The sequence below is a fragment of the Variovorax ureilyticus genome, from assembly GCF_037889935.1.
GTDB classification, from domain to species: domain Bacteria; phylum Pseudomonadota; class Gammaproteobacteria; order Burkholderiales; family Burkholderiaceae_C; genus Variovorax; species Variovorax ureilyticus.
Genome location: NZ_JBBKZU010000001.1, coordinates 783,027 through 803,282, shown reverse-complemented (window position 1 = coordinate 803,282; position 20,256 = coordinate 783,027). Strand labels below are relative to the sequence as shown.

Genomic DNA, 20,256 nt, shown 5'->3' with positions numbered 1-20,256 from the left:
GGGTGGGCAAGCCAATAGCATGCGTGTTGCGGCGCCCGGGTTCAAATGCCCACAATGGCGGTGCTTCCATTGGGCAGTGCCTGCGGCGGAGCGCGGCGCGGCAACCCGAAGAGCGGGCGCAGCCAGCCGAGGCGTCGGATCAGCACATCCGTCAGCGCCCAGCATCCGCCGGCCGTCAGGGCGACGATGGCAGCGGTTTCGAGCACCGGCCCCAGCCGCATCGGCGCCAGTGCGACAGCCGCCACGATGATCAGCGTCTGGTGCAGCATGTGCCAGGGATAGACCGACTCGTTGGCCCAGCGCAGCCAAGGCCAGGGCCGGTTGAGGTGACGGTGCGCGAATCCGAGGATCGCGACGATCGCCGTCCAGAGATACGCGGCGCGCAGGGCATGGGCGACCCAGGCGGGCGCAGCCGCACCGAAGCCGAAGAGGCGCAGCGAGAGGTAGGCGGCTATGCACGACGCCGCGAGCGCCAGCGCCGGACGGCGAAGCCGCTCCAGCTCGCGCCAGATCTCCTCATGGACGCCCATCCAGTACCCATAGAGGAACACGGTGAAGTACAGCGCGTGCAGATACCAGTCATGGACCATGTCGTGCGTCGCGGGGAAGCGCGGGGACAGCCAGAGCGTGGACAGCAGGAGGGGCACCGTCGGCACGGCGATCAGCCGCCAGCCGCGAAGGCGCAGAAACGCCGAACGCAGCCGGAGCCCGGCCGAAGAGCGCAGCACCGGCAGCAGCAAGGCCAGGATCGCCGTGTAGACGAAGAGGTAGGCCAGATACCAGAGATGATTCCAGGTCATCGGAAAGTCCGACCCGTCGAAGGCACCCTTCGGCCATGGGCCGCCCGAGAGGTAGCGCAGCATGAAGGCACCGAAGCCCGGTGCCACCAACCCGTTCGCGACGCCCTGGGCGTAGGCCTGGTAGGGCACGACAACGGCCATCCCGAAGACGAGCGGCAGCAGAAGCCGGACCGTCCGATGGCCGATCAACGACATCGGCCCGCGGCCGCGGCTCAGGAAGCCGAAGGCGACGCCGGAGATCAGGAACACCAGGTCCATCCGCCAGACATTGACGACCACCATCGGCCAGCGAAGCCATTCCGCCGCGTGCGGGCTCTTGATGTGCCAGGGCCAGCCGGCCACGTAATACATGCCCACGTGATAGAGGATGAGCAGGGCGAAGGCCAGGGCCCGCAGTGCATCGATGTCGTGTCGTCGTTCGGTTGTCATGGGGTCGCTCCTTGGTTCGACCGGATGGTGTGAGCACGCACCGGGCAGGGGAGGACCGAGGGGACGACCCGCGGCCGTTTTGTGACGAGCGGCGGCCGGGAGGGATGAAAAAAGCCGCCGCCCGGCCGGATTCGTGAGAATCCGGGCGATGTCCGATCCCGCGCAGAACCTCTTCGAGCGCTACCAGCCCTACCGGCGATGGGCCGAGGCTGGCTTCTGGGTCGTGGTCATGGCGGTTCAGGCGGCGATCAGCACCGTGATCGCGGTGATCGACGTCCGCCAGTCCGGCCGCGACATCGCCACCTGGCAGCCGGTGGCCTGGGAACTGAGCAGCCACCTCGCGCTGCTGGCGCTGGTGCCGGCGGTGGTGGCCTTCGAGCGGCGGTTTCCCCTCAGGCGAGGCGCCTGGCGGCGCAACCTCGGCTGGCATGTGCTGGGCAGCGTTGCATTCAGCCTGCTCCATGTGGCGCTGATGGTCGGCCTGCGGCACCTTGTGTATTTCTGGGCCGGCACGCGCTACGACTTCGGCGACTGGCCGTCGAAGTGGCCCTACGAGTACCTGAAGGACGCGCGGACCTATGTGCTGATCCTCATTGCGCTCTGGAGCTACCGGGTCTTCATGCTGCGGCTGCAGGGCGAGGCGCGGGTGCTGGATCCGCCTGAAGGCCCGCCGGAGCCCGAGCCGGACGCGGAGCCGTCGCCTGACGCGCCCGGCCCACCGCCGCAGCGGCCCGACCGCTTCCTCGTGCGCAAGCTGCGCCGCGAATTCCTGATCGCGGCCGCCGACATCGACTGGCTGCAGGCGCAGGGCAACTACGTCGGCCTGCGCGTGAACGGCCACGACTACCTTCTGCGTGCGACGCTGACGGACTTCCTCACCCAACTCGATCCGGCGCGCTTCGTGCGCGTGCACCGGAGCTACGCGGCCAACCTGGACCGCATCGCGGAAATCGAGCCCCTGGACGGCGGCGAGGCCCGGCTGCATATGCGCGACGGCACCCACATCCCGTGCAGCCGGCGCTACCGGCCCGCTCTCAGGGCCTGACCGGGGGCGCGACAATCCGCGGTCCGTTCACCGACAAGAGAGAAAGACATTCGCGATGGCCATCCAGTGGTTCCCCGGTCACATGCACTTGACCAAGAAAGCCATCGCCGAGCGCATCAAGGAGATCGACGTCGTCATCGAGCTGCTCGATGCGCGGCTGCCCGGCTCCAGCGCCAATCCGATGCTGGCCGATCTCACCGGACACAAGCCAGGTCTCAAGATCCTCAACAAGCAGGACCTCGCCGATCCGGCGCAGACGCAAGCCTGGCTGGCGCACTACAACGCCCAGCCCGCCACCCGTGCGATCGGCCTCGATGCGAGCCAGACCGCGCCGGCGCGCCAGCTCATCGACGCCTGCCACGCGCTCGCGCCGAACCGCGGCGGCATGGCCAAGCCGATGCGGGTGCTGATCTGCGGCATCCCCAACGTCGGCAAGTCGACGCTCATCAATACGCTGACCGGCGCGCGCAAGGCGAAGACCGGTGACGAGGCCGGCATCACCAAGCTCGAGCAGCGCATCGTGCTGGCCGACGACTTCTACCTGTGGGACACGCCCGGCATGCTGTGGCCGCGCATCATCGTCGCCAAGAGCGGCTACAACCTGGCCGCGAGCGGCGCCGTCGGGCGCAATGCCTTCGACGAGGAACTGGTGGCGCTGGAGCTGCTTTCGTACCTGAAGGACCACTACGCCGCGCTTGTCGAGGCGCGCTTCAGGATCGACCCGATCGCGGGTCTCGCCGACGACGAAGTGCTCGACGCGATCGGCCGCAAGCGCGGCGCGCTGCTCGGCAAGGGCAAGGTCAACATGCAGAAGGCCGCCGAGATCGTGATGCATGAATTCCGCAGCGGCAACATGGGTCGCATCACCCTGGAGACGCCCGAGGAGTTCGCGCAATGGCTCGCGGAAGGGCAGCGGCTGGATGCTGAGCGGCAGGCGAAGAAGGATGCCCGCGCTGCGCGCAAGAAGGGCGCGAAGCCGGCGGAGGGCAAGGCGCCTTCCGAGGCGCCGTAGCCGATTGTCATCGGCGCAAGGACTCGACTGCGAAGGTGCTGAGGACGGCGATGCTAGTGCAGCCCCGCCGCCTGTACCGCGTCGCCTTGCCCCGCACCGCGCGCAATGTCGAAGGCCGTGAGGCCGCGGTCATCGCGCATGTCGGCCTTCGCGCCGCGCGCGAGCAGCAGACGCACCGTGTCCGCATGCCCTTGCCCCGCGGCCCACATCAGGAGCGTGAGGTTGTGCTCGTAGGTCGCGTTCACGTCGACGCCCGCGCCGAGCAGCGCATCGAGGGCCGCCGTGTTGCCCTGGGCGGCGGCGTACACCGGCGCTGACTTGTTCATGCGGTCCACCGGATCGGTGCGCGCGCCGGCGGCGAGCAGGCGCTTCACGAGTTCGGCTTCGCCGCTGTAGCTGGCTGCCATCAACGGTGTGACGTGTGCGGTCGATGCGAGATTGACGTCGGCGTTGGCCTCGATCAGCACCAGGCCGAGCGCGGTATTGCCTTTCTCGCAGGCGATGAAAAGAGGGGTCTTGCCCACGGGGTTGCGGGCGTTGACCGAAGCGCCGTTGGCGAGCAGCTCCTTCACACGCTCGACCTTGCCTTGTCGGGCCGCGACGAGCAGCTGCGCATGGGGACTGGGGTCGGACTCGGCCTGCGCGGCGGCATCGCCGGGCGATGCGCAGAGCGCGATCGCGAAGGCCCAGGTCAACAGTGAATGCAGCGCGTGGCGGAGCAGTGAGGCGGATCGATTCATGGCTGTTTCTCCAGTCGTCGAATGCTGCGGTGCACCGAAAGAATCCGCTATTCAGTGGACCTGAATGTGGCTACGCTTGCAAGCGAGGCGAGGCAGGACCGCCATCTCCGAGCGGTTGCAGCCTCTCGCGGGCGCGCATCCACCGGCGCCCCGCATGCGCCTTGCGACGCCGGCTCCCGGGTCGCCGCGGTGGCCAAAGAGGCTCGTCACAAGCCTGAGGAGACCCGCGATGAAGAAGACCAGGTTCCCGCATCATCTCCTGCGCCGTACGCTCGTTGCCGGGCCGGTGCTCGGCTTCGTCTCCCTCGGCGCCTTCGGCCAGGGCGAAGTGCCGAACCAGGGCGCGACCGGCTCGCCCGTGCCCAAGGCGATCTCGGTGCCGCAGTCGAAGCTCGACGCCGCGGACAAGGACGCGAACAACTTCCTGCACTCGAACATGAGCTATGCGCAGACCCGGTTCCATCCGGCGAAGCAGATCAACACGGCCAATGTCTCCAAGCTGCATCCGGTCTTCACCTTCCAGACCGAAGTGATCGAGTCGATGGAAACGGCGCCGATCGTCGTGGACGGCGTGATGTTCCTCACCACCTCGTACAACCACGTCTACGCGATCGATGCGGTCACGGGCAAGGAGTTCTGGCACTACAAGCACAAGATGGGACCGGTCACGACCTTCTGCTGCGGACCGAACAACCGCGGCGTCGCCGTCATGGGCGACAAGCTCTACATGGGCACGCTCGATTCCAAGCTGGTCGCCCTCGAGGCGAAGACCGGCAAGGTGCTCTGGTCCTCGCAGATCGCGGATCCCGAGCAAGGCTACTCGGAGACCATGGCGCCGGTGGCGGTCGACGGCAAGGTACTCATCGGCACCAACGGCGGCGAGTACGGCGTGCGCGGCTTCGTGAAGGCCTTCGATGCGAACGACGGCAAACTGCTGTGGACCTTCAACACCATTCCCGAGAAGGGGCACGAAGGCGTGTGGGCGCAGAACGATGCGACGCAGCGCAACATGCTGCGCGATATCGCGGCCGAGAAGGCGCAGTTCGAGAAGGCGGGCGGCGATTTCTACAAGACGCTGGGCGGCGGCGTGTGGATGGCGCCCGCGATCGACAAGGAAACCAACTCGGTGATCTTCGTGGTGGGCAATCCGAGTCCTGATCTCTACGGCGCCGAGCGGCCCGGGGACAACCTCTATACCGACTCGATCGTGGCGATCGATCTCAACTCCGGTGCCTACAAGTGGCACTACCAGTACGTGCCGCACGACGTGTGGGACCTCGACGCGGCATCGCCCGTGATCCTGACGGAGGCGAAGGGCAAGGACGGCAAGATCCGCAAGGTCGCGATCCACGGCGGCAAGACGGGGCACGTCTATGTGCACGACCGCGCCACCGGCGAGCTGATCCGCTACAGCGAAGCGATGGTGCCGCAGGAGAACATGTGGGTGCTCCCGACCAAGGACGGCGCGCGCATGCTGCCCGGCGCGAACGGCGGTGTCGAGTGGAGCCCGATGGCGATCAACCCGAACCTGCGCATCGCCTACGCGGCGAACCTGCATCAGCCGATGACCTACCACGTCGAGGAAGCCAAGTACCCCGGCGGCAGCAAGCTGTGGCTCGGCGGCGCGTTCAAGGTGATTCCTTCCGAGAAGCAATGGGGGCGGCTCGCCGCCGTGAATCTCGACACCGGCAAGCTGGCGTGGAAGTTCGACACCGAGCAACCCCTGATCGGCGGCGTGCTCGCGACCGGCGGCAACCTGGTCTTCAACGGCGAAGGCAACGGCCTGTTCCGTGCCTTCGACGCGAAGACCGGCAAGAAGCTCTGGGAGTACCAGTGCGGCGCGGGCGTGAATGCACCGGCGGTGTCGTACACCGTGAACGGCAAGCAGTACATCGCGGTGGCGGCGGGTGGCAACACGCAGCTCGACTTCAAACGCGGCAACTCCGTGGTCGTGTTCGGAATGTAGATGAGAACACCCCCAGCCTCGTCCCCTTCGTGTGACTCGGACACCCCCTCGAGGGGGCGCACCCAGCGGCCCGGCGGAGCCGGATCCGCGGGTGCCCCCGGTTTCACGGCGCTGGTTCTTGGGGCTTGGATGGTCTTCGCTGGCGTTCCTGTCAGGGCACAACAACCGGCGGTGCCCGCGAAGGCGGCGGCGTGTGCGGCATGCCATGGGGCTGACGGGCAGCCGATCATGCCGGTCTATCCGATCATTGCGGGGCAGACCTCGCGCTACATCTATCTGCAGTTGCGCGACTTCCAGGAAGGGCGGCGGACCAACGAAGTCATGTTGCACACCGCCATGAGCCGGGACGACATGCATGAGCTCGCCAGCTACTTCTCGGCGCAGAAGCCGCCGCGCCAGAAGTTCGTTCCCAATGCCGACAAGGCGAAGCTCGGCAAGCTCAAGGCCGAAGAGACGCTCTGCACCATGTGCCACCTCGGCGGCTTCGCCGGGCAGAACGAGATTCCGCGCGTGGCGGGGCAGAACTACGACTACATCGTCAAGCAGCTCGGCGATTTCAAGGCCAGGAGGCGCACCAACGACGCCGGCAACATGACCAGCGTGGCGAACACGCTGAACGCGCAGGACATCGAGAACCTCGCGCACTTCCTGACGGGTCTCTGAGATGCATGGGCATGTCGATTCAAAGGCACGGTATATCATCAATATCGATCAAGACTCCGCAGGTGCGGTCCTCCGCGCGCTATACGCGTACCGCCGTATGGCTGCACTGGCTGCTGGCTGCGGCGCTGCTTGGACAGATCGCCTTCGGCTTCCTGCTGGACGAGATCGCGCCGCGCGCCACGCCGGCGCGTTCCGGCGTGGTCAACCTGCACAAGTCCTTCGGAATCGTGCTGGGCCTGCTGATTGCCGCACGCCTCGGCTGGCGGATCTCGCATGCACCGCCGCCCTGGCCCGCAACGATGAGGGAGGTCGAGCGACGGGCTGCGCGATCGGTGCATGTGGCGCTCTACGTCTGCATGGCGGTGATGCCGCTGTCGGGCTATGTGGCGTCGAACTTCAGCCGCTTCGGCATTACCTTCTTCGGCATCGCGTGGCCGCCATGGGGGCCGCCGCTGCCCTCGGTGTATGCGTTCTTCCACGGCGTGCACGTGACGACGGCATGGATTTTCTGCGCGCTCATCGCGGGGCACGTGCTCGCGGCGCTCAAGCATGCGGTGGTGGATCGCGACGGCGTCTTTGCGCGCATGCTGAACTAGCGTGCGCATCTAGAGGGGAGGAGGTCGCATGAAGTTCAGGTTCTCGTGGCAACCGTGGCTTGCCTGTGTTTTCGCCGCACCGCTCCTGGCCGCAGCGGCTCCGTTCGCCTATGTACCCAACGAGGGATCGGGCACGCTGAGCGTGATCGACACGGCCACCGACAAGGTGGTTGCCGACATTGCCGCGGGCAAGAAGCCGCGCGGGACGGCCATCAGTGCGGATGGGCGCACCGCCTACGTGAGCGACCAGCCGAACAACCGGCTGGTGCTGATCGACCTCGCCGGCCGGCGGATGACCGGAAGCATCGATCTGGGCGAATCGCCGGAGGGCGTCGGCATCTCGCCGGATGGCCGCTGGGTGGCGGCGGCGGTAGAGGAGTCGAACGACGTCGCCTTCGTCGACACGCGCAACAACCGCAAGGCATTCATCGTGAAGGTGCGCGGCAAGAACCCCGAGCACGCTGTCTTCTCGCCCGACGGCAAGATCGTATTCGTGAGTGCGGAAGACGGGGGGGCGGTCGACATCGTCGATGTGCAGAAGCGCCAGCAGGTCGCGCAGGTGCCCGTGGGCGCGCGGCCGCGCGGCATCGGCTTCTCGCCGGACGGTCGGCGCGCATACGTCGCCGCGGAGAATTCCAACGAGGTCTTCGTCATCGACGCGATCACGTTCGGCGTGCTGAAGAAGATCGGCGCCGGCCTGCGCAGCAACGGCATCGCGGTGCATCCGAACGGCAGGCGCGTCTTCGTGTCGAACGGCGGCGACGCCAGCGTGTCGGTGATCGACACCGCCACCGACACGGTCGTCGCGACCATCCCGGTGGGGCAGCGGCCCTGGAACATGGCGCTCACGCCCGATGGCCGCAAGCTCTACGTGGCCTGCGGCCGCTCGGGCAGTGTGTCGGTCATCGATACGGGAACGAACACCAGGATCGCGGACGTGCCCGTCGGCAAGCTGCCCTGGGGCGTGGCGGTCCGCTGATCGCCTCCGCGCCCGAGATTCAGCGCGCCAGCACCCACCCTGCCTCCTGCGCGATGTAGGGCACGTAGCGATAGTCGCGAATGGCGATCAGCAGCCCATCGCGCCATTGGAGCTCGATGAAGTAGCCGGGCCGCGCCGCCGCGGGGTCGCGCATCACTGCCAGCACCTCGCGGCCGTCGAGGTGGGCCGGCACCAGGTGCCAGTCGCTCACCCGGCCATCGTTACCGAAATAGAGGCTGACCTCGCGCCGACCGGCGGCCTTGCGCCGCGAGACCAGATCGAGACGCACGTCGTCCGCCAGCATCGCGCGCACGCCGTCCCAGTCGTGCGCGTTGAAGAGCGTCGCATAACGTGCCAGTTCAGGCGAGACGGATGGCTGTGCCGGTGGCGACTCGGTTGCGGGCGGCGACAGCGCGCGCAGGAGCCGCCGGCCGCGATGCAGCGCGGCCTTGACCGCCTGCACGCTCAACTGGAGCTCGTCGGCGATCTCCTCCAGCGAGTGGTCGAGCACGTCCTTCAGGATCACGCAGCCGCGCTGTGCCGGCGCGAGTTGCAGGAAGCAGGAGAGCGCCGCATGCACCGCCTGGTTGCGCGCGAGCGCCTGGTCGGGCTCCTGGTCTTCGCGATCGGCGAGGTCCAACGCGAGATCGATCGGCTCCGAATTTCGATGCGCTTCATGCCGGATGTGGTCGATGGCGCGGTTGTGCGCGATGCGGAACAGCCAGGGCCGCAGCGGCGGCAGCTCCTTGAGCTCGGGCAGCTGGTAGTAGGCGCGCGCGAGCGTGTCCTGCACCACGTCTTCGCCGTCGGCGACCGAGCCGGTCATTCGCGTGCAGTAGCGATGCAGCTCGGGGCGGATGTCGCCGACCAGCGCCAGGAAGCGCCGGCGAGCCCCGTCGAGCGCCGCGATGATCGAGTCCGGTTCATCGTTCGAAGAAGCCATAGGAGCCGATCTCCTTCAATTCGGTAGTGACCGGCGGATCTTCGCAGCGATCGCGAACGCCTGCCGTGAAGGCCTTGAACGACGGGAGCGATGTCAGGACGTCGGGCGCGGTGTTCTCGTCGTATGACACGAGGTGGACGAAGCTCACGCCATCGTCGAGCCGGAAGGTGGCGTAGCGCAGGCCTGCGGGCCTGACGTGCCGCAGCTCGTCGTACACGGCAGCGGCCAGGTGCTCGTTCTCCGTCACGCGGTCGGCCTTGAGACGGTATCGGATCATGCGCTTCATGGGGGTTCCTTTCTCCGGCCGCGCCGGATGGGTGCATGTGACATCCACATGACGATCCAGACCTCCGAAAGGATGCGGTCGCCCGCCTGCAGGATTCCGCGCGGCCGCCTATGCTGGCGGGTTCGCTTCAAGGAGATCCTTTCCATGCGTTACCTACCACTGGGCCGCAGCGGCCTCTTCGTGTCCGAACTCTGCCTGGGCACCATGACCTTCGGCGGCGGCGAGGGCATCTGGTCCCAGATCGGCGATCTGCAGCAGGCGGATGCCGAGCGGCTGGTCGGCTCCGCGCTCGACGCCGGCATCAATTTCATCGACACCGCCGACGTCTATTCGAGCGGCCTGTCTGAGCAGATCACCGGTCAGGCATTGAAGAACCTCAAGGTGCCGCGCGAGAACGTGATCGTCGCGACCAAGGTCTTCAGCGAAATGGGCCCGGGCCCGAACGCGCGCGGCGCTTCGCGCGGGCACATCATGGACGGCGTGAAGGCGAGCCTCGCGCGCCTGCAGCTCGATCACATCGACCTCTACCAGATCCACGGCTTCGACCCGGCCACGCCGATCGAGGAGACCGTGCGTGCGCTCGACCAGCTCGTGCGGCAGGGCCAAGTGCGCTACGTCGGCGTTTCGAACTGGGCCGCCTGGCAGATCGCGAAGGCGCTGGGCGTGGCCGAGCGGCTGGGTCTCTCGCGCTTCGAATCGCTGCAGGCCTACTACACGATCGCGGGCCGCGATCTCGAACGCGAACTGGTGCCGATGCTCGCGAGCGAAGGCGTCGGCCTGATGGTGTGGAGCCCGCTGGCGGGCGGCCTGCTCAGCGGCAAGTACGGACGCGAGCAGCAGGCGGAGCAGGGCAGCCGCCGCACCACCTTCGACTTTCCCCCGGTGAACAAGGAGCGCGCGTTCGATTGCGTCGATGCGATGCGCCCGATCGCCGAGGCGCATGGCGTGTCGGTCGCGCAGATCGCGCTGTCGTGGTTGCTCCATCAGCCGCAGGTGACGAGCGTCATCATCGGCGCGAAGCGACCCGACCAGCTTGCCGACAACATCGCGGCGACGAAGGTGGCGTTGAGCGCCGCCGAACTCGAAACGCTCGATGCGGTGAGCCAGCTTCCGCCCGAATACCCCGGCTGGATGTTCACGCGGCAGGGCGAGTACCGGCGCAAGCAGCTCGCGGAAGCGAAGCATAGATTTTCACAATGAGACTGGAATTCCGAATCGAGAGTTCGTTCTTGTAATGAGATTTTTGTCTCATTCCGGGCGATCAGCCGAAGAACTTCGCCAGCAACGAAGCCAGCGTGGCTTCCGCGTTGGAGATCATCTGCGCCTCGATCCCCCTGGCCGATGCGGTGAAGTCGGCATAGCGTGCGAAGGGGGACTGCCTTTCCAGGGGCGGCAGCATGATCGGCACCGTCTTCAGGTCCGTCTGGTTCAGGCTCGCCTGGTTCACCGCGCGCTTGGCGTTCCGCAGGAAGTGCTGTCGCGTGCGCGTCGTCTGCAGCGCCGATGCGACATATTGCGGAAGCGCCCGCTCCGGATCGACGACCAGCCGCATCATGTTCGACTCGAACACCGTCGGCTCCGGCAGCGCGCGGATCAGCACGCTCTTGCCCAGATGCTCCGCGCTGTTGACGCGGTTGACCAGGATGTCCCCTTCGGAGAGCGTGTACTGCCGCGCCTCGCTGTCGTCGAGGCGAAGGCGCTTCAGGCGCGCCGGTTCGCAGAGGTCTGCGTCGCGGAAGCTGTCGATCCGCACGATCGGAGTGCCGTCGCCGTAGGTCGACCTGTGCTTGTACAGCCCGTTCTGCGGCGGCGTCTTGAGCAGGCTCTCGAGCGGCACCACCGGCCATCCCTTGGGATTGGCGAGCGAGTCGCCGAAGGTGCTGGCATACAGCGCTGGCATCAGTCGCTTCGTCCGTTCCCGTATGTCGCGGCGCAGGCGCAGCGCGCGCTGCGAACACAGCAGCATGTCGGCGATGCGGCGCTGCTGGTCGATCGACGGTAGCGGCATCGCCTGGTCGAACACGCACGCTTCGGTCACGGCCGGGTACAGCGCGCCTTTCGCGAGCCGTTCCAGGCCGCCGACGAAGCTCGCCGACTGGACGAAGAAGTAGAGGTACTCGGGCAGCACCCGCGGCGTCGCACGCAGCACGCAGAAGGCGGTGCTCGCCACTTCGCCGTCGAGCGATTGGGGTACCAGCGCCACCGCGTTGAGGGCGGGTCGTACGGTGGAGACCAGCACGTCGCCGGTGCGCAGCAGCCTGCGCGCGCGGCTCGGCGCTTCGGCACCGCGCATCGTCCGCGCGCCGGTGATGGTCTTGGTCCTGTTGTCGACGGCCGTGACGTCGATGTAGGTGACCGGATCGTCGGGCCAGGCGGACGGGTTCATGGTGCCCGTCTTCGCCTCGACCACCTCCCGCAGCGCAATCCGGGGCGCTCTCACGCCCTGTACTCCCTGACCATGTCCCGCAGCGTCTCCATCACCTTGACCAGTTCGAGTTCCCTCGCGATCACGTCGTCGAGCAGTTCGAGGAAGTCTTCGTGTTCGGCTTCGCTGCTGCCCAGCGGGCGATAGCGGCTCGCCGTGAGGTTGTAGCTGTTGTCGCGCAGCGCGGCTGCATCGGCGAACCACCACTTCTCGTGCCAGTCGGCGTCGCTCTCGCGAGCCTCCCAGCGCGAGAGCGAGGCCTCGCGCTGCGCGTATGCCGCGGCCAGACGCGGCAGATCGTCGTCCTCGTTGGGCGTGTCGTGATTGGCGTCGAACTGATAACCGTCTTCGTCGACATGGAGGTAGAGCACTTCCCGTGTGGTCCCGCCCTTGCGGAAGAAGAGCACCGAGGTCTTCACCCCCGAGTAGGGCTGGAAGACGCCGCCGGGCAGGCTGAGGACGGCATCGACCTGGTTGTTCTCGACGAGCTGCCGCCGCAGCTCCAGGTGCGCGCTCGACGAGCCGAACAGCACCCCTTCGGGCACCACGACCGCTGCGCGGCCCCCGTCGCGAAGGCTGTCCTGCAGGTATTTGAGGAACAGAAGTTCGGTGCTGCTGGTGTTGCCCACACGCACCGAGTCGACGATGCGCTCCTTGTCGACGCGGCCGGAGAAGGGTGGGTTCGCCAGCACGATGTCATAGCCTTCGGTCGGCAGGCCGAGTTCCTCCTTGCTGGCGTCGTCGAGGACCGAGGTCAGCACGTTGCGCTGCAGGATGCGCACGTTGTCCAGTCCGCGCAGGCGGAGATTCATCGTGGCGAGCCGCACCATCTTCGGGTCGACGTCGTTGCCGTAGAAGGTCCTGTTGCGCAGGACGTCGAGGTCCTCGGGCGCGAGCAGGTCGCCGAGTCCGCGCCGCTGGGACTTGCCATCCACATCGACCTCGACGATCTGACCGGGCGAAGAATGCGCAAGCCGGATGTGGTTGTAGGCCGCCACCAGAAAGCCCGCGGTGCCCGCGGCCGGGTCGTAGATGGTCTCGCCGATGGTCGGGTCCACCATCTCGACGATGCGCCGGATGATGTGGCGCGGCGTGCGGAACTGGCCGAGCTCGCCGGCCTGCTTGATCTGCCGCAGCACGTGCTCGAAGAGATCGCCCTTGGTGTCGGAATCGGCATCGGCCAGGCCCAGCCCGTCTACGAGCCGCACGACCTGCGTGAGCACCGTCGGGTCCTGGATGCCCAGGCGCGCGCCGCGCATGAAGTCGTGTGCGCCGGCCGCGCCGATCTCGGCGAAGAAGGGGAAGACCTGGTCACCCACGAAGTCCACGAGTGCCTGGCCTCCCATCTCGCGGGCCCAGAGCGTCCAGCGGAAGCGGCTGCGCGGGATCGTCCGGGAGGCGGTTCGCAGGACGGTCGCCATGCGGCTGCCCTCGCGCGCGGAAGTCTCGGCGCTGCGGAGCGTCCATTCGCCATCGAAGATGCTCCGGAAAGGCTCCTGCAGGACCTCGGCGCGCTTCCGGTTCTCGTCGTCGATGGTCTCGAGCAGGAAGAAGAAAAAGAGAAACGACAACTGCTCCGCATTGCTGACGGGATCGGGATAGCCGCCGCCGAAGAGGTAGTCGCGAATCTGGTCGATCGACCGTCGCATGTCAGCGGTCAGGGGCATGGATGGATTTTTGGATGCGGGTTCTCATGGATGGCCCGCGAGTCTACGACCCAAGATGGCCGTCCGGCCGCCCGTCTGCGCGCGGTCGCAAGGTGTAGCAAACTGGCGCTCCCGGCGACGCTGCCGTTCCTCATCCGAGAAGACCGAATCAATGACACAGACTCCCGATCTCGAAGTGCTCCCGCGCGACATTTCGGCCTACCGCCAAGGCAATACCGGCATCGACTACGTCCACCGTTTCGAATCCGGCAAGCCGGGGCCGCATGTACTGATCAACGCGTTGACCCACGGCAACGAGATCTGCGGGATGGTGGCTGCGACCCATCTGCTCGACACGGGTGTCCGGCCCCTCATCGGCACGCTCACCGTGAGCTTTGCGCATGTGGAGGCCTACAACGCCTTCGATCCGGCCAAGCCCTTCGACAACCGGCAGATCGTGCACAACCTCAATCGCGTCTGGTCCGACGAATGGCTCGACGGGCCGGAGGACAGCCCCGAGCTGCGCCGTGCGCGCGAGATGCGCCCGGTGGTGGCGGCGGCGGACCATATCCTCGACATCCATTCGACCAGCCAGGACGTCGTGCCGTTCTGGGTGTACCCGGCATACGAACGCAATGCGAAGGTGGCGATGGCGATCGGCCTGCCGCCGGTGCATCTGGTGATGCCGGCCGGGCTTGGCTCGGGCACGCCGCTGATCCAGCACGGGCTGCACGCGGGCGCGGATGCACCGGGCGCGGCGGTGGTGGTCGAGTGCGGCCAGCACTTCAAGCAGTCGGCGGCCGAACTCGCGACCGAGGTGACGCTGCGCTTCCTCGCGCATTTCGGATTGATCGAACGGGCGCCCGTGGCGCCGCCTGCGCCGCAGCAGCGCTACGAGCTGCTGCAGACTCACGTCATCCAGTCGGAGGACTTCCGCTTCGTGCGGCCGCTCATCGGCTTCGAGACCTTTGCCAAGGGCGAACTCATCGCCAACAACGGCCCGGACGAGATTCGCGCGCCGTGCGACGACTGCACCGTGTTCATGCCGGCGCAGCGCGTGATCGTCGGGCGCGAAGCGGTCTATCTCACGAAACCCCTCTGAAGAGGCGAGGGGCAGCGGCCGTCTATTTGCCCCAGCTGTCGCGCATGCCGGCGGCGCGGTTGAACACGCGCTGGCCGTTCGCGCCCACGTGCGAATCCAGCACGAAGTAGCCGTGCCGCTCGAACTGGTACGGCGCGCCTTGCACGGCGGTGGCCAGTGACGGCTCGGCGTAGCCCTGCGTCACGACGAGGCTGTCGCGGTTGAGCTCGTCGATCAGTTCGCCGGTGCCGGGCTGCGCTGCCGCGAAGAGGCGCTCGTAGAGCCGCACCTCGGCCGGCAACGCATCGGCGACCGCGACCCAGGTGATGTTGCCCTTGACCTTGATCGCATCGGCGCCGGGCGTGCCGCTCTTGGTGTCGGGCACCAGCCTGGCCTGCACTTCGACCAGTTGGCCGTCGGCATCGCGCGTCGCGCCGGTGCATTCGATCACGTGGCCGTACTTGAGGCGCACCTTGTTGCCGGGGAAGAGGCGGAAGAATCCCTTGGGTTGAACGTCTTCGTAATCGGTGCGCTCGATCCAGACTTCGCGGCCGAGCTTGAAGCTGCGCCGGCCCATCTCGGCGTGGTGCGGGTGCACGGGCGCCGTGCATTCGTCGAGCACGTCGTCGCCGCCCATCAGCTCGCCCCAGTTGGTGATGACGAGCTTCACCGGATCGAGCACCACCATCGCGCGCGGCGCAATCGGGTCGAGCGTGTCGCGCAGGGCGGCTTCGAGGCTCGCGTAGTCGATCCAGCCGCCGGACTTGGTCACGCCGGAGCGCTCGCAGAAGAGCTTGAGCGCCTCGGGCGTGTAGCCGCGGCGGCGCAGGCCGGCGAGGGTGGGCATGCGCGGATCGTCCCAACCGTCGACGTGGCCGTCTTCCACCAGTTGCCGCAGCTTGCGCTTGCTGGTGATGACGTGCGTGACGTTGAGCCGCGCGAATTCGTACTGGCGCGGATGCGGCGAGGCGATCAGGCCGCCTTCGGCGAGGCGGTCGAGCAGCCAGTCGTAGAACGGGCGCTGGTCCTCGAATTCCAGCGTGCAGATGCTGTGGGTGATCTGCTCGAGCGCGTCCTCGATCGGATGCGCGAAGGTGTACATCGGATAGATGCACCACTTGTCGCCGGTGTTGTGGTGCGTCGCGCGGCGGATCCGGTAGAGCGCCGGGTCGCGCATGTTGATGTTGGGGCTCGCCATGTCGATCTTCGCGCGCAGCACCGCGGCGCCGTCGGCGAGCTTGCCGTCGCGCATTTCGCGAAAGCGCGCGAGGTTCTCGTCGGGCGTGCGGGCGCGGAAGGGGCTGTCGGTGCCCGGCGTGTTGAAGTCGCCGCGGTTGGCGCGGATTTCTTCCGCGCTCTGCTCGTCGACGTAGGCATGACCGGCCGTGATCAGGTATTCGGCCGCGCGGTACATGAAGTCGAAATAGTTGCTCGCGAAGTAGACGTGGTCGTTGCGCGCACCCGGATGCGCAGGGTCGTCGGCCATCACGGGCTCGTAGCCCATCCACTGCACGGCGTCGCGAATCGCGTCGACGTATTCCTGCTCTTCCTTTTCGGGGTTGGTGTCATCGAACCGCAGGTGGCACACGCCGCCGTATTCCTTGGCGAGTTCGAAGTTCAGCCAGATGCTCTTGGCGTGGCCGATGTGCAGGTAGCCGTTGGGTTCGGGCGGAAACCGCATGCGGACCTTGGCCGGGTCCTGCATGCCTTGCGCGTGATGGGCGGCATCGCCGGGGTCGCCGCCCCATTGACGGCCGGAATAGGTGCCCTGCTCGAGATCGTTTTCGATGACGTGGCGCAAGAAATTGCTAGGCTTGGCGGTATCGTTGTCGGCTGCGGCGGAAGTCATTCACGCATTCTACGTGCCGCTGGAGGGTCGTTACCTTTGGCAACCTTCTTCACAGAGCGGCGTACACCACATTGACACTCGCCGCGTTGAATACGTACATGGGCGCTCGATACGCCCGCTTCAACAGGAGTCCAGACATGAGCAGAACTCGATCCACACTCTTCAAATGGGCCGCTGCAGGCGCTGTTGCCGCAGGTGCGCTCTTTGCCGCAGGGTCGGCGAGCGCAGCCAATGTGGCCTGGTCGGTGGGTGTCAACGTCCCCGGCGTCGCAGTGGGTGTGGCGTCTCCGCAGCCGTATTACGTCGCTCCGGCGCCCGTGTACTACCCGCCGGCGGCCTACGTGGCCCCTGCCCCGGTCTACGTCCGTCCTGCACCTGTGTATTACGCACCGGCGCCGCGCTACTACCGTCCGGCGCCCGTGTACTACCCGGCGCCTTACTACTACGGACACGGCCATCGCCATTGGCGCTGAGCCAGCGCTTCGCGCGACAAATAGCCTGCTGTCACATGAAAAGGCCGGCCCCTCGACAAGGGGCCGGCCTTTTCTTTTTCCACTGGCCTCGATCTTGCGGTGTCGGACCGGGACTACATGGCCCTGAAGAGGTGCGCATACAGCCGGCTCACCGGGATCTTTTGGGCGCTGCCCCGCAGCACCAGATGCTGCTTGCCGGCCTCGTCGCGGTGCACCGATTCGATCGCCTCGGCACGCACCACGACCGCCCGATGAACCTGCCAGAAGACCTGCGGATCGAGCTGCGGCAGCAATTGCTTGAGCGGTGTACGAATCAGGTATTCATTCTGCGCAGTGATCACCCGCACGTACTTGTCGGCGGCTTCGAAATACTGCACTTCATCGATCGGCACCATGCGGATCGAGTTGCCTGACGAGCCGGCGTGGCTTGCCGGGATCAGCTTCAGCGGCGCGGCGGCACCCGGCGCGGATTCGGCGGCGCCGAGCACCTTTCGCCATTGCGCGAGCGTGCTGGCGAGCGCATCGTCGGCCGGCAAGGGCGACGATGAACGCAGATCCAGCGCAGCGCGCACCCGGCTCACCGTACGCCGCAGCCGCTCGGACTGCACCGGCTTGAGCACATAGTCGATCGCCTGCGCATCGAAAGCGCGCGCGGCGTATTCGTCGTAGGCCGTGACGAAGACGAGCTGCGGCATGGGCGCTTCGTCGATCGGCCACGCATCGGCGAGCTCCGCGGCCACGCCCAGTCCGTCGAGGCCGGGAATGCGGATGTCCAGGAAGAGCACCTGGGGGAGCTGTTCGAGCGCTTCGCGCACTGCGCTGCGGCCGTCACCGACCGTGGCGATCACCTGCAGTTCAGGCCATGCGGCGGCGAGTTCGGCACGAAGGGCTTGCGCGAGCAGCGGCTCGTCTTCGGCGATGAGTGCGGTTGGATTCATTCAGCTCATGCGGACAGGGGAAAGCGGATGGCCGCGCGCGTTCCGCCGGCCGGAAGGGGCGCCATGGTCATGACGCCTTGCGGGCCGTAGACAGTCTGGAGTCGTTCGCGCACCTGTGCGATTCCGAATCCGCCGCCATTGGGGGACTTGCCTGGCTCTGCATCGATGCCTACGCCGGTGTCGGTCACTTCGATCAGCAGGCCTTCACCGTCGCGCCGGGCGCGCACGACGATCTCGCCGCCTTCGACGCGCGGTTCCAGGCCATGGCGAATGCTGTTCTCCACGAGGGGCTGCAGCAACAGGGGCGGAACGGGCTGATTTCGCAGGGCGTCGGGAAGATCGAGCGAGTAGCGCAGGCGCGGCCCCATGCGCACCGACATGAGTTCGAGGTAGTCGCGAAGCCGATCGAACTCCGAAGCCAGCGGATGAGAAGTGGCACGCGAGCCGGCGAGGGTGACCCGCAGGAAATCGTTGAGATGGTCGAGCATCTCGACCGCGCGCGGTGGATCGACCGTGATCAGCGCGCGCAGGTTGGCCAGCGTGTTGAAGAGCATGTGCGGCTCGAGCTGGGCCTCGAGCAGCTTGAGCCTGGCTTCGCCGGCGTCGCGTTCGGCGGTCGCGATCTTGGCCGTCAGCGCGGCGGCCCGGCCGCGCGCATGGAAGTAGAAGCTCGCGGCAGCGCCGGCGACGATGGTGATGACCAGGCTGATGGCGTTGTCGCGCGGCGAAGAGACATTGGTGTAGCCGAACAGGTAGTCGCCCACGCGGTCCCCGACCAGGAAGCCGGAGCCGATGCCCACGACCGTCAGCATGAGGCCGCGCCAGCCCTTCGGCCAGCCGTGGCCGCCGGTGCTGTCGGTATGGCAGTGACGCTCGTCGACGAGATAGCGCCCGAACTCGATCACGGCCCAGATGACGGTGCCCACCGACAAGGCATAGCCGACCTGCATCAGGTAGGTCTTGTTCGGCCAGATCGCGGTGGTCAGCACCGCCACGACGCAGCAGAACGCAATGACTTGCAGGTAGTGCCGGCCGGCACTGGACCAGTGAATCTTCATGGCGCCAGATTCTGGATGAAGAAGCGGGCGATGGCCGCGTAGACGCCGGGCAGGCTCGCCCGGTCGAAGCCCGGCGGGTCGTTCAGGAGCCGCGCCGCGCGCTCGGGCAGGTCCGGAACCTGCGGCGACAGGATCGAGCCGTGGCCCGCGGCGGGCATGTCGGCAATCAGCGTGCAGTGCTCACCGCAGGCGGCGCGCACCGCATCGATGTGCCATTGCGGGGCGAGCCACTCGTCGTGTCCCGCGCGCACGAGGCCCAGCGGAATCCGGGGCTTCGCGAGCGAGTTCATCTCGATGGTCGCGGCCATGGGCACGGCCGCGACCGCCGCAGCGATCCGCGGGTCGGTCCAGGATTCGAGCGTGTTTTGGCTGCCGAGCTTCCAGTCGATCACGCGGCGGGAAGCGGCGAGGCGAAAGCTGTCCAGCATCCCGCCCGAAAGAGAGGTCGCAAGACCCACGCAGGCCGGGAAGTCCTGCGCCAGGTGCGCCTGGCAATGGGTGTTCAGCAGGGCCGGCGACCAGCGCGCGCCGGCCAGTGTCAACGCAGTGAGGCCGCCGGCGGACATGCCGTAGACGCCGACACGGCCGAAGTCGAGCAGCGGCGAGAAACGCGCGTCGGCGGCCATCGCATCGATCGCTTGGGACACCTCCCTCGGGCGATGGCGCCAGGTGGCCGGGCCGACATCGCGCATGTCGCGGTAGTTGTCGCCCGCATGCTCCGGCATCGCGACGGTGAAGCCGGCGTCCACCAGCGTGATCGCGAGATCGGCCTGCGGCCACGGCGAGCCGCCGGAGCCGTGGGACATCACGACGAGGCGCCCGTTGCCGCGCAGCGGGACGGCATCGGCGGCCAGATCGAAGGAGAACGGGCCGCGGGTGAAGCGGGCCGGCGCGGCAGCGGTCGGGTAGAACACCGTGACCGGGCCGGTGTCCGGCGGGGCCGGCAGCACCGCCACGCCGGTGGCCGCCGATGCGGCATGGCCCAGCAGGCCGAGCAGGGCCAGGGCCAGCAGGCGTCGTGCGCCCGCCTTCACCACGGGTCTCCCTTGGCGCCGCGGGCCAGACGGGACCGTTCGCGCTCGGTCATCCGTTCGAGCAGCGCGCCGCCGGGCGGCAGCAGCCAGACCGAGATCCCATGGGCCAGCAGGCCGACGCCCCAGCCGAGCAGCGGAAAGACGGCCCACGCCCGGCCGTTGGCCGCCGACAGCGCGACCAGCCCGAGGTTGACGCTCGCATAAATGGCCGCATGGATGAACCAGCCCATCTTGGCCTTCGCTCGCTTGCGGGCCAGGCGATCGATGTCGTCAGTGGTCATGATGAAACTCCT

At 67.2% G+C, this 20,256-nt stretch carries 20 protein-coding genes; 9 read left to right on the top strand and 11 right to left on the bottom strand.

Annotation, left to right across the window (positions count from 1 at the left end):
* Window positions 1–41 precede the first annotated feature (41 nt).
* Window positions 42–1,229: an acyltransferase family protein gene (locus WKW77_RS03815; protein ID WP_340355476.1), complete on the bottom strand. Its 1,188-nt coding sequence runs from the start codon at window positions 1,227–1,229 to the stop codon at window positions 42–44.
* 148 nt (window positions 1,230–1,377) lie between these two features.
* Here WKW77_RS03815 and WKW77_RS03810 point away from each other — a divergent pair, with 148 nt between their 5' ends.
* Complete coding sequence (locus WKW77_RS03810; RefSeq protein ID WP_340355475.1) at window positions 1,378–2,274, top strand: LytTR family DNA-binding domain-containing protein; 897 nt, start codon at window positions 1,378–1,380, stop codon at window positions 2,272–2,274.
* A gap of 55 nt (window positions 2,275–2,329) precedes the next feature.
* Window positions 2,330–3,286 (top strand): ribosome biogenesis GTPase YlqF, encoded by a 957-nt coding sequence (ylqF, locus tag WKW77_RS03805; protein ID WP_340355474.1) that lies wholly within the window; start codon window positions 2,330–2,332, stop codon window positions 3,284–3,286.
* A gap of 53 nt (window positions 3,287–3,339) precedes the next feature.
* On the opposite strand, the gene WKW77_RS03800 is transcribed toward ylqF, so the two are convergent.
* Window positions 3,340–4,026: an ankyrin repeat domain-containing protein gene (locus WKW77_RS03800; RefSeq protein ID WP_340355473.1), complete on the bottom strand. Its 687-nt coding sequence runs from the start codon at window positions 4,024–4,026 to the stop codon at window positions 3,340–3,342.
* A 229-nt stretch (window positions 4,027–4,255) separates the two neighbouring features.
* Here WKW77_RS03800 and WKW77_RS03795 point away from each other — a divergent pair, with 229 nt between their 5' ends.
* The 4 genes from WKW77_RS03795 to WKW77_RS03780 all read left to right on the top strand — a co-directional run bounded on the left by WKW77_RS03795 (window position 4,256) and on the right by WKW77_RS03780 (window position 8,230).
* A complete protein-coding gene (locus tag WKW77_RS03795; RefSeq protein ID WP_340355472.1) occupies window positions 4,256–5,992 on the top strand; it encodes a pyrroloquinoline quinone-dependent dehydrogenase in 1,737 nt (578 codons plus the stop codon).
* A 228-nt stretch (window positions 5,993–6,220) separates the two neighbouring features.
* Complete coding sequence (locus WKW77_RS03790) at window positions 6,221–6,655, top strand: c-type cytochrome (RefSeq protein WP_479694165.1); 435 nt, start codon at window positions 6,221–6,223, stop codon at window positions 6,653–6,655.
* 62 nt (window positions 6,656–6,717) lie between these two features.
* Window positions 6,718–7,251, top strand: a complete 534-nt coding sequence (locus tag WKW77_RS03785; protein WP_340355470.1) for a cytochrome b — start codon at window positions 6,718–6,720, stop codon at window positions 7,249–7,251.
* A gap of 28 nt (window positions 7,252–7,279) precedes the next feature.
* Window positions 7,280–8,230, top strand: a complete 951-nt coding sequence (locus WKW77_RS03780; RefSeq protein ID WP_340355469.1) for a beta-propeller fold lactonase family protein — start codon at window positions 7,280–7,282, stop codon at window positions 8,228–8,230.
* Window positions 8,231–8,249: 19 nt separating this feature from the next.
* Here WKW77_RS03780 and WKW77_RS03775 read toward each other — a convergent pair whose 3' ends face one another.
* Together WKW77_RS03775 and WKW77_RS03770 are read right to left on the bottom strand one after the other, a co-directional pair.
* Window positions 8,250–9,173, bottom strand: coding sequence for a sigma-70 family RNA polymerase sigma factor (locus tag WKW77_RS03775; RefSeq protein WP_340355468.1), 924 nt, complete (start codon window positions 9,171–9,173; stop codon window positions 8,250–8,252).
* Complete coding sequence (locus WKW77_RS03770; RefSeq protein ID WP_340355467.1) at window positions 9,154–9,459, bottom strand: hypothetical protein; 306 nt, start codon at window positions 9,457–9,459, stop codon at window positions 9,154–9,156. Before WKW77_RS03770 ends, WKW77_RS03775 begins: the two co-directional genes overlap by 20 nt.
* A gap of 144 nt (window positions 9,460–9,603) precedes the next feature.
* Here WKW77_RS03770 and WKW77_RS03765 point away from each other — a divergent pair, with 144 nt between their 5' ends.
* Window positions 9,604–10,659: an aldo/keto reductase gene (locus tag WKW77_RS03765; protein WP_340355466.1), complete on the top strand. Its 1,056-nt coding sequence runs from the start codon at window positions 9,604–9,606 to the stop codon at window positions 10,657–10,659.
* Window positions 10,660–10,720: 61 nt separating this feature from the next.
* Here WKW77_RS03765 and WKW77_RS03760 read toward each other — a convergent pair whose 3' ends face one another.
* Both WKW77_RS03760 and WKW77_RS03755 read right to left on the bottom strand, forming a co-directional pair.
* Window positions 10,721–11,899, bottom strand: coding sequence for a restriction endonuclease subunit S (locus WKW77_RS03760; RefSeq protein WP_340355465.1), 1,179 nt, complete (start codon window positions 11,897–11,899; stop codon window positions 10,721–10,723).
* Complete coding sequence (locus WKW77_RS03755) at window positions 11,896–13,551, bottom strand: HsdM family class I SAM-dependent methyltransferase (protein ID WP_340355464.1); 1,656 nt, start codon at window positions 13,549–13,551, stop codon at window positions 11,896–11,898. Before WKW77_RS03755 ends, WKW77_RS03760 begins: the two co-directional genes overlap by 4 nt.
* Before the next feature lie 151 nt (window positions 13,552–13,702).
* On the opposite strand from WKW77_RS03755, the gene WKW77_RS03750 reads away from it, so the two are divergent.
* Entirely contained in the window at window positions 13,703–14,632 is a 930-nt protein-coding gene (locus WKW77_RS03750; RefSeq protein ID WP_340355463.1) for a M14 family metallopeptidase, read from the top strand.
* Window positions 14,633–14,654: 22 nt separating this feature from the next.
* Here the strand turns inward: WKW77_RS03750 and WKW77_RS03745 are convergent, their stop codons facing one another.
* A complete protein-coding gene (locus WKW77_RS03745; protein WP_340355462.1) occupies window positions 14,655–16,460 on the bottom strand; it encodes a glutamine--tRNA ligase/YqeY domain fusion protein in 1,806 nt (601 codons plus the stop codon).
* Between the two features lie 137 nt (window positions 16,461–16,597).
* Between WKW77_RS03745 and WKW77_RS03740 the strand changes: the two genes are divergently transcribed.
* Window positions 16,598–16,933, top strand: a complete 336-nt coding sequence (locus WKW77_RS03740; protein ID WP_340355461.1) for a hypothetical protein — start codon at window positions 16,598–16,600, stop codon at window positions 16,931–16,933.
* 113 nt (window positions 16,934–17,046) lie between these two features.
* On the opposite strand, the gene WKW77_RS03735 is transcribed toward WKW77_RS03740, so the two are convergent.
* Genes WKW77_RS03735 through WKW77_RS03720 form a run of 4 tightly spaced genes read right to left on the bottom strand, consistent with a single transcriptional unit; the run spans window position 17,047 to window position 20,244 of the window.
* A complete protein-coding gene (locus WKW77_RS03735; RefSeq protein ID WP_340355460.1) occupies window positions 17,047–17,871 on the bottom strand; it encodes a LytR/AlgR family response regulator transcription factor in 825 nt (274 codons plus the stop codon).
* A gap of 5 nt (window positions 17,872–17,876) precedes the next feature.
* Window positions 17,877–18,929, bottom strand: coding sequence for a sensor histidine kinase (locus WKW77_RS03730; protein WP_340355459.1), 1,053 nt, complete (start codon window positions 18,927–18,929; stop codon window positions 17,877–17,879).
* Window positions 18,926–19,963: an alpha/beta hydrolase family protein gene (locus WKW77_RS03725; protein ID WP_340355458.1), complete on the bottom strand. Its 1,038-nt coding sequence runs from the start codon at window positions 19,961–19,963 to the stop codon at window positions 18,926–18,928. The genes WKW77_RS03730 and WKW77_RS03725 overlap by 4 nt, the downstream gene beginning before the upstream one ends.
* Window positions 19,960–20,244 (bottom strand): 2TM domain-containing protein, encoded by a 285-nt coding sequence (locus WKW77_RS03720; protein WP_340355457.1) that lies wholly within the window; start codon window positions 20,242–20,244, stop codon window positions 19,960–19,962. Before WKW77_RS03720 ends, WKW77_RS03725 begins: the two co-directional genes overlap by 4 nt.
* Between the last annotated feature and the right edge of the window lie 12 nt (window positions 20,245–20,256).

Bases quoted from the DNA above. Each gene is read 5' to 3' on its own strand.
- WKW77_RS03755 (WP_340355464.1), bottom strand. From the start codon at position 13,551: ATGCCCCTGACCGCTGACATGCGACGGTCGATCGACCAGATTCGCGAC.
- WKW77_RS03720 (WP_340355457.1), bottom strand. From the start codon at position 20,244: ATGACCACTGACGACATCGATCGCCTGGCCCGCAAGCGAGCGAAGGCC.
- WKW77_RS03815 (WP_340355476.1), bottom strand. From the start codon at position 1,229: ATGACAACCGAACGACGACACGACATCGATGCACTGCGGGCCCTGGCC.
- WKW77_RS03795 (WP_340355472.1), top strand. From the start codon at position 4,256: ATGAAGAAGACCAGGTTCCCGCATCATCTCCTGCGCCGTACGCTCGTT.
- WKW77_RS03775 (WP_340355468.1), bottom strand. From the start codon at position 9,173: ATGGCTTCTTCGAACGATGAACCGGACTCGATCATCGCGGCGCTCGAC.
- WKW77_RS03800 (WP_340355473.1), bottom strand. From the start codon at position 4,026: ATGAATCGATCCGCCTCACTGCTCCGCCACGCGCTGCATTCACTGTTG.
- WKW77_RS03790 (WP_479694165.1), top strand. From the start codon at position 6,221: ATGCCGGTCTATCCGATCATTGCGGGGCAGACCTCGCGCTACATCTAT.
- WKW77_RS03780 (WP_340355469.1), top strand. From the start codon at position 7,280: ATGAAGTTCAGGTTCTCGTGGCAACCGTGGCTTGCCTGTGTTTTCGCC.
- WKW77_RS03765 (WP_340355466.1), top strand. From the start codon at position 9,604: ATGCGTTACCTACCACTGGGCCGCAGCGGCCTCTTCGTGTCCGAACTC.
- WKW77_RS03735 (WP_340355460.1), bottom strand. From the start codon at position 17,871: ATGAATCCAACCGCACTCATCGCCGAAGACGAGCCGCTGCTCGCGCAA.
- WKW77_RS03750 (WP_340355463.1), top strand. From the start codon at position 13,703: ATGACACAGACTCCCGATCTCGAAGTGCTCCCGCGCGACATTTCGGCC.
- WKW77_RS03810 (WP_340355475.1), top strand. From the start codon at position 1,378: ATGTCCGATCCCGCGCAGAACCTCTTCGAGCGCTACCAGCCCTACCGG.
- WKW77_RS03740 (WP_340355461.1), top strand. From the start codon at position 16,598: ATGAGCAGAACTCGATCCACACTCTTCAAATGGGCCGCTGCAGGCGCT.
- WKW77_RS03730 (WP_340355459.1), bottom strand. From the start codon at position 18,929: ATGAAGATTCACTGGTCCAGTGCCGGCCGGCACTACCTGCAAGTCATT.
- WKW77_RS03770 (WP_340355467.1), bottom strand. From the start codon at position 9,459: ATGAAGCGCATGATCCGATACCGTCTCAAGGCCGACCGCGTGACGGAG.
- ylqF (WP_340355474.1), top strand. From the start codon at position 2,330: ATGGCCATCCAGTGGTTCCCCGGTCACATGCACTTGACCAAGAAAGCC.
- WKW77_RS03745 (WP_340355462.1), bottom strand. From the start codon at position 16,460: ATGACTTCCGCCGCAGCCGACAACGATACCGCCAAGCCTAGCAATTTC.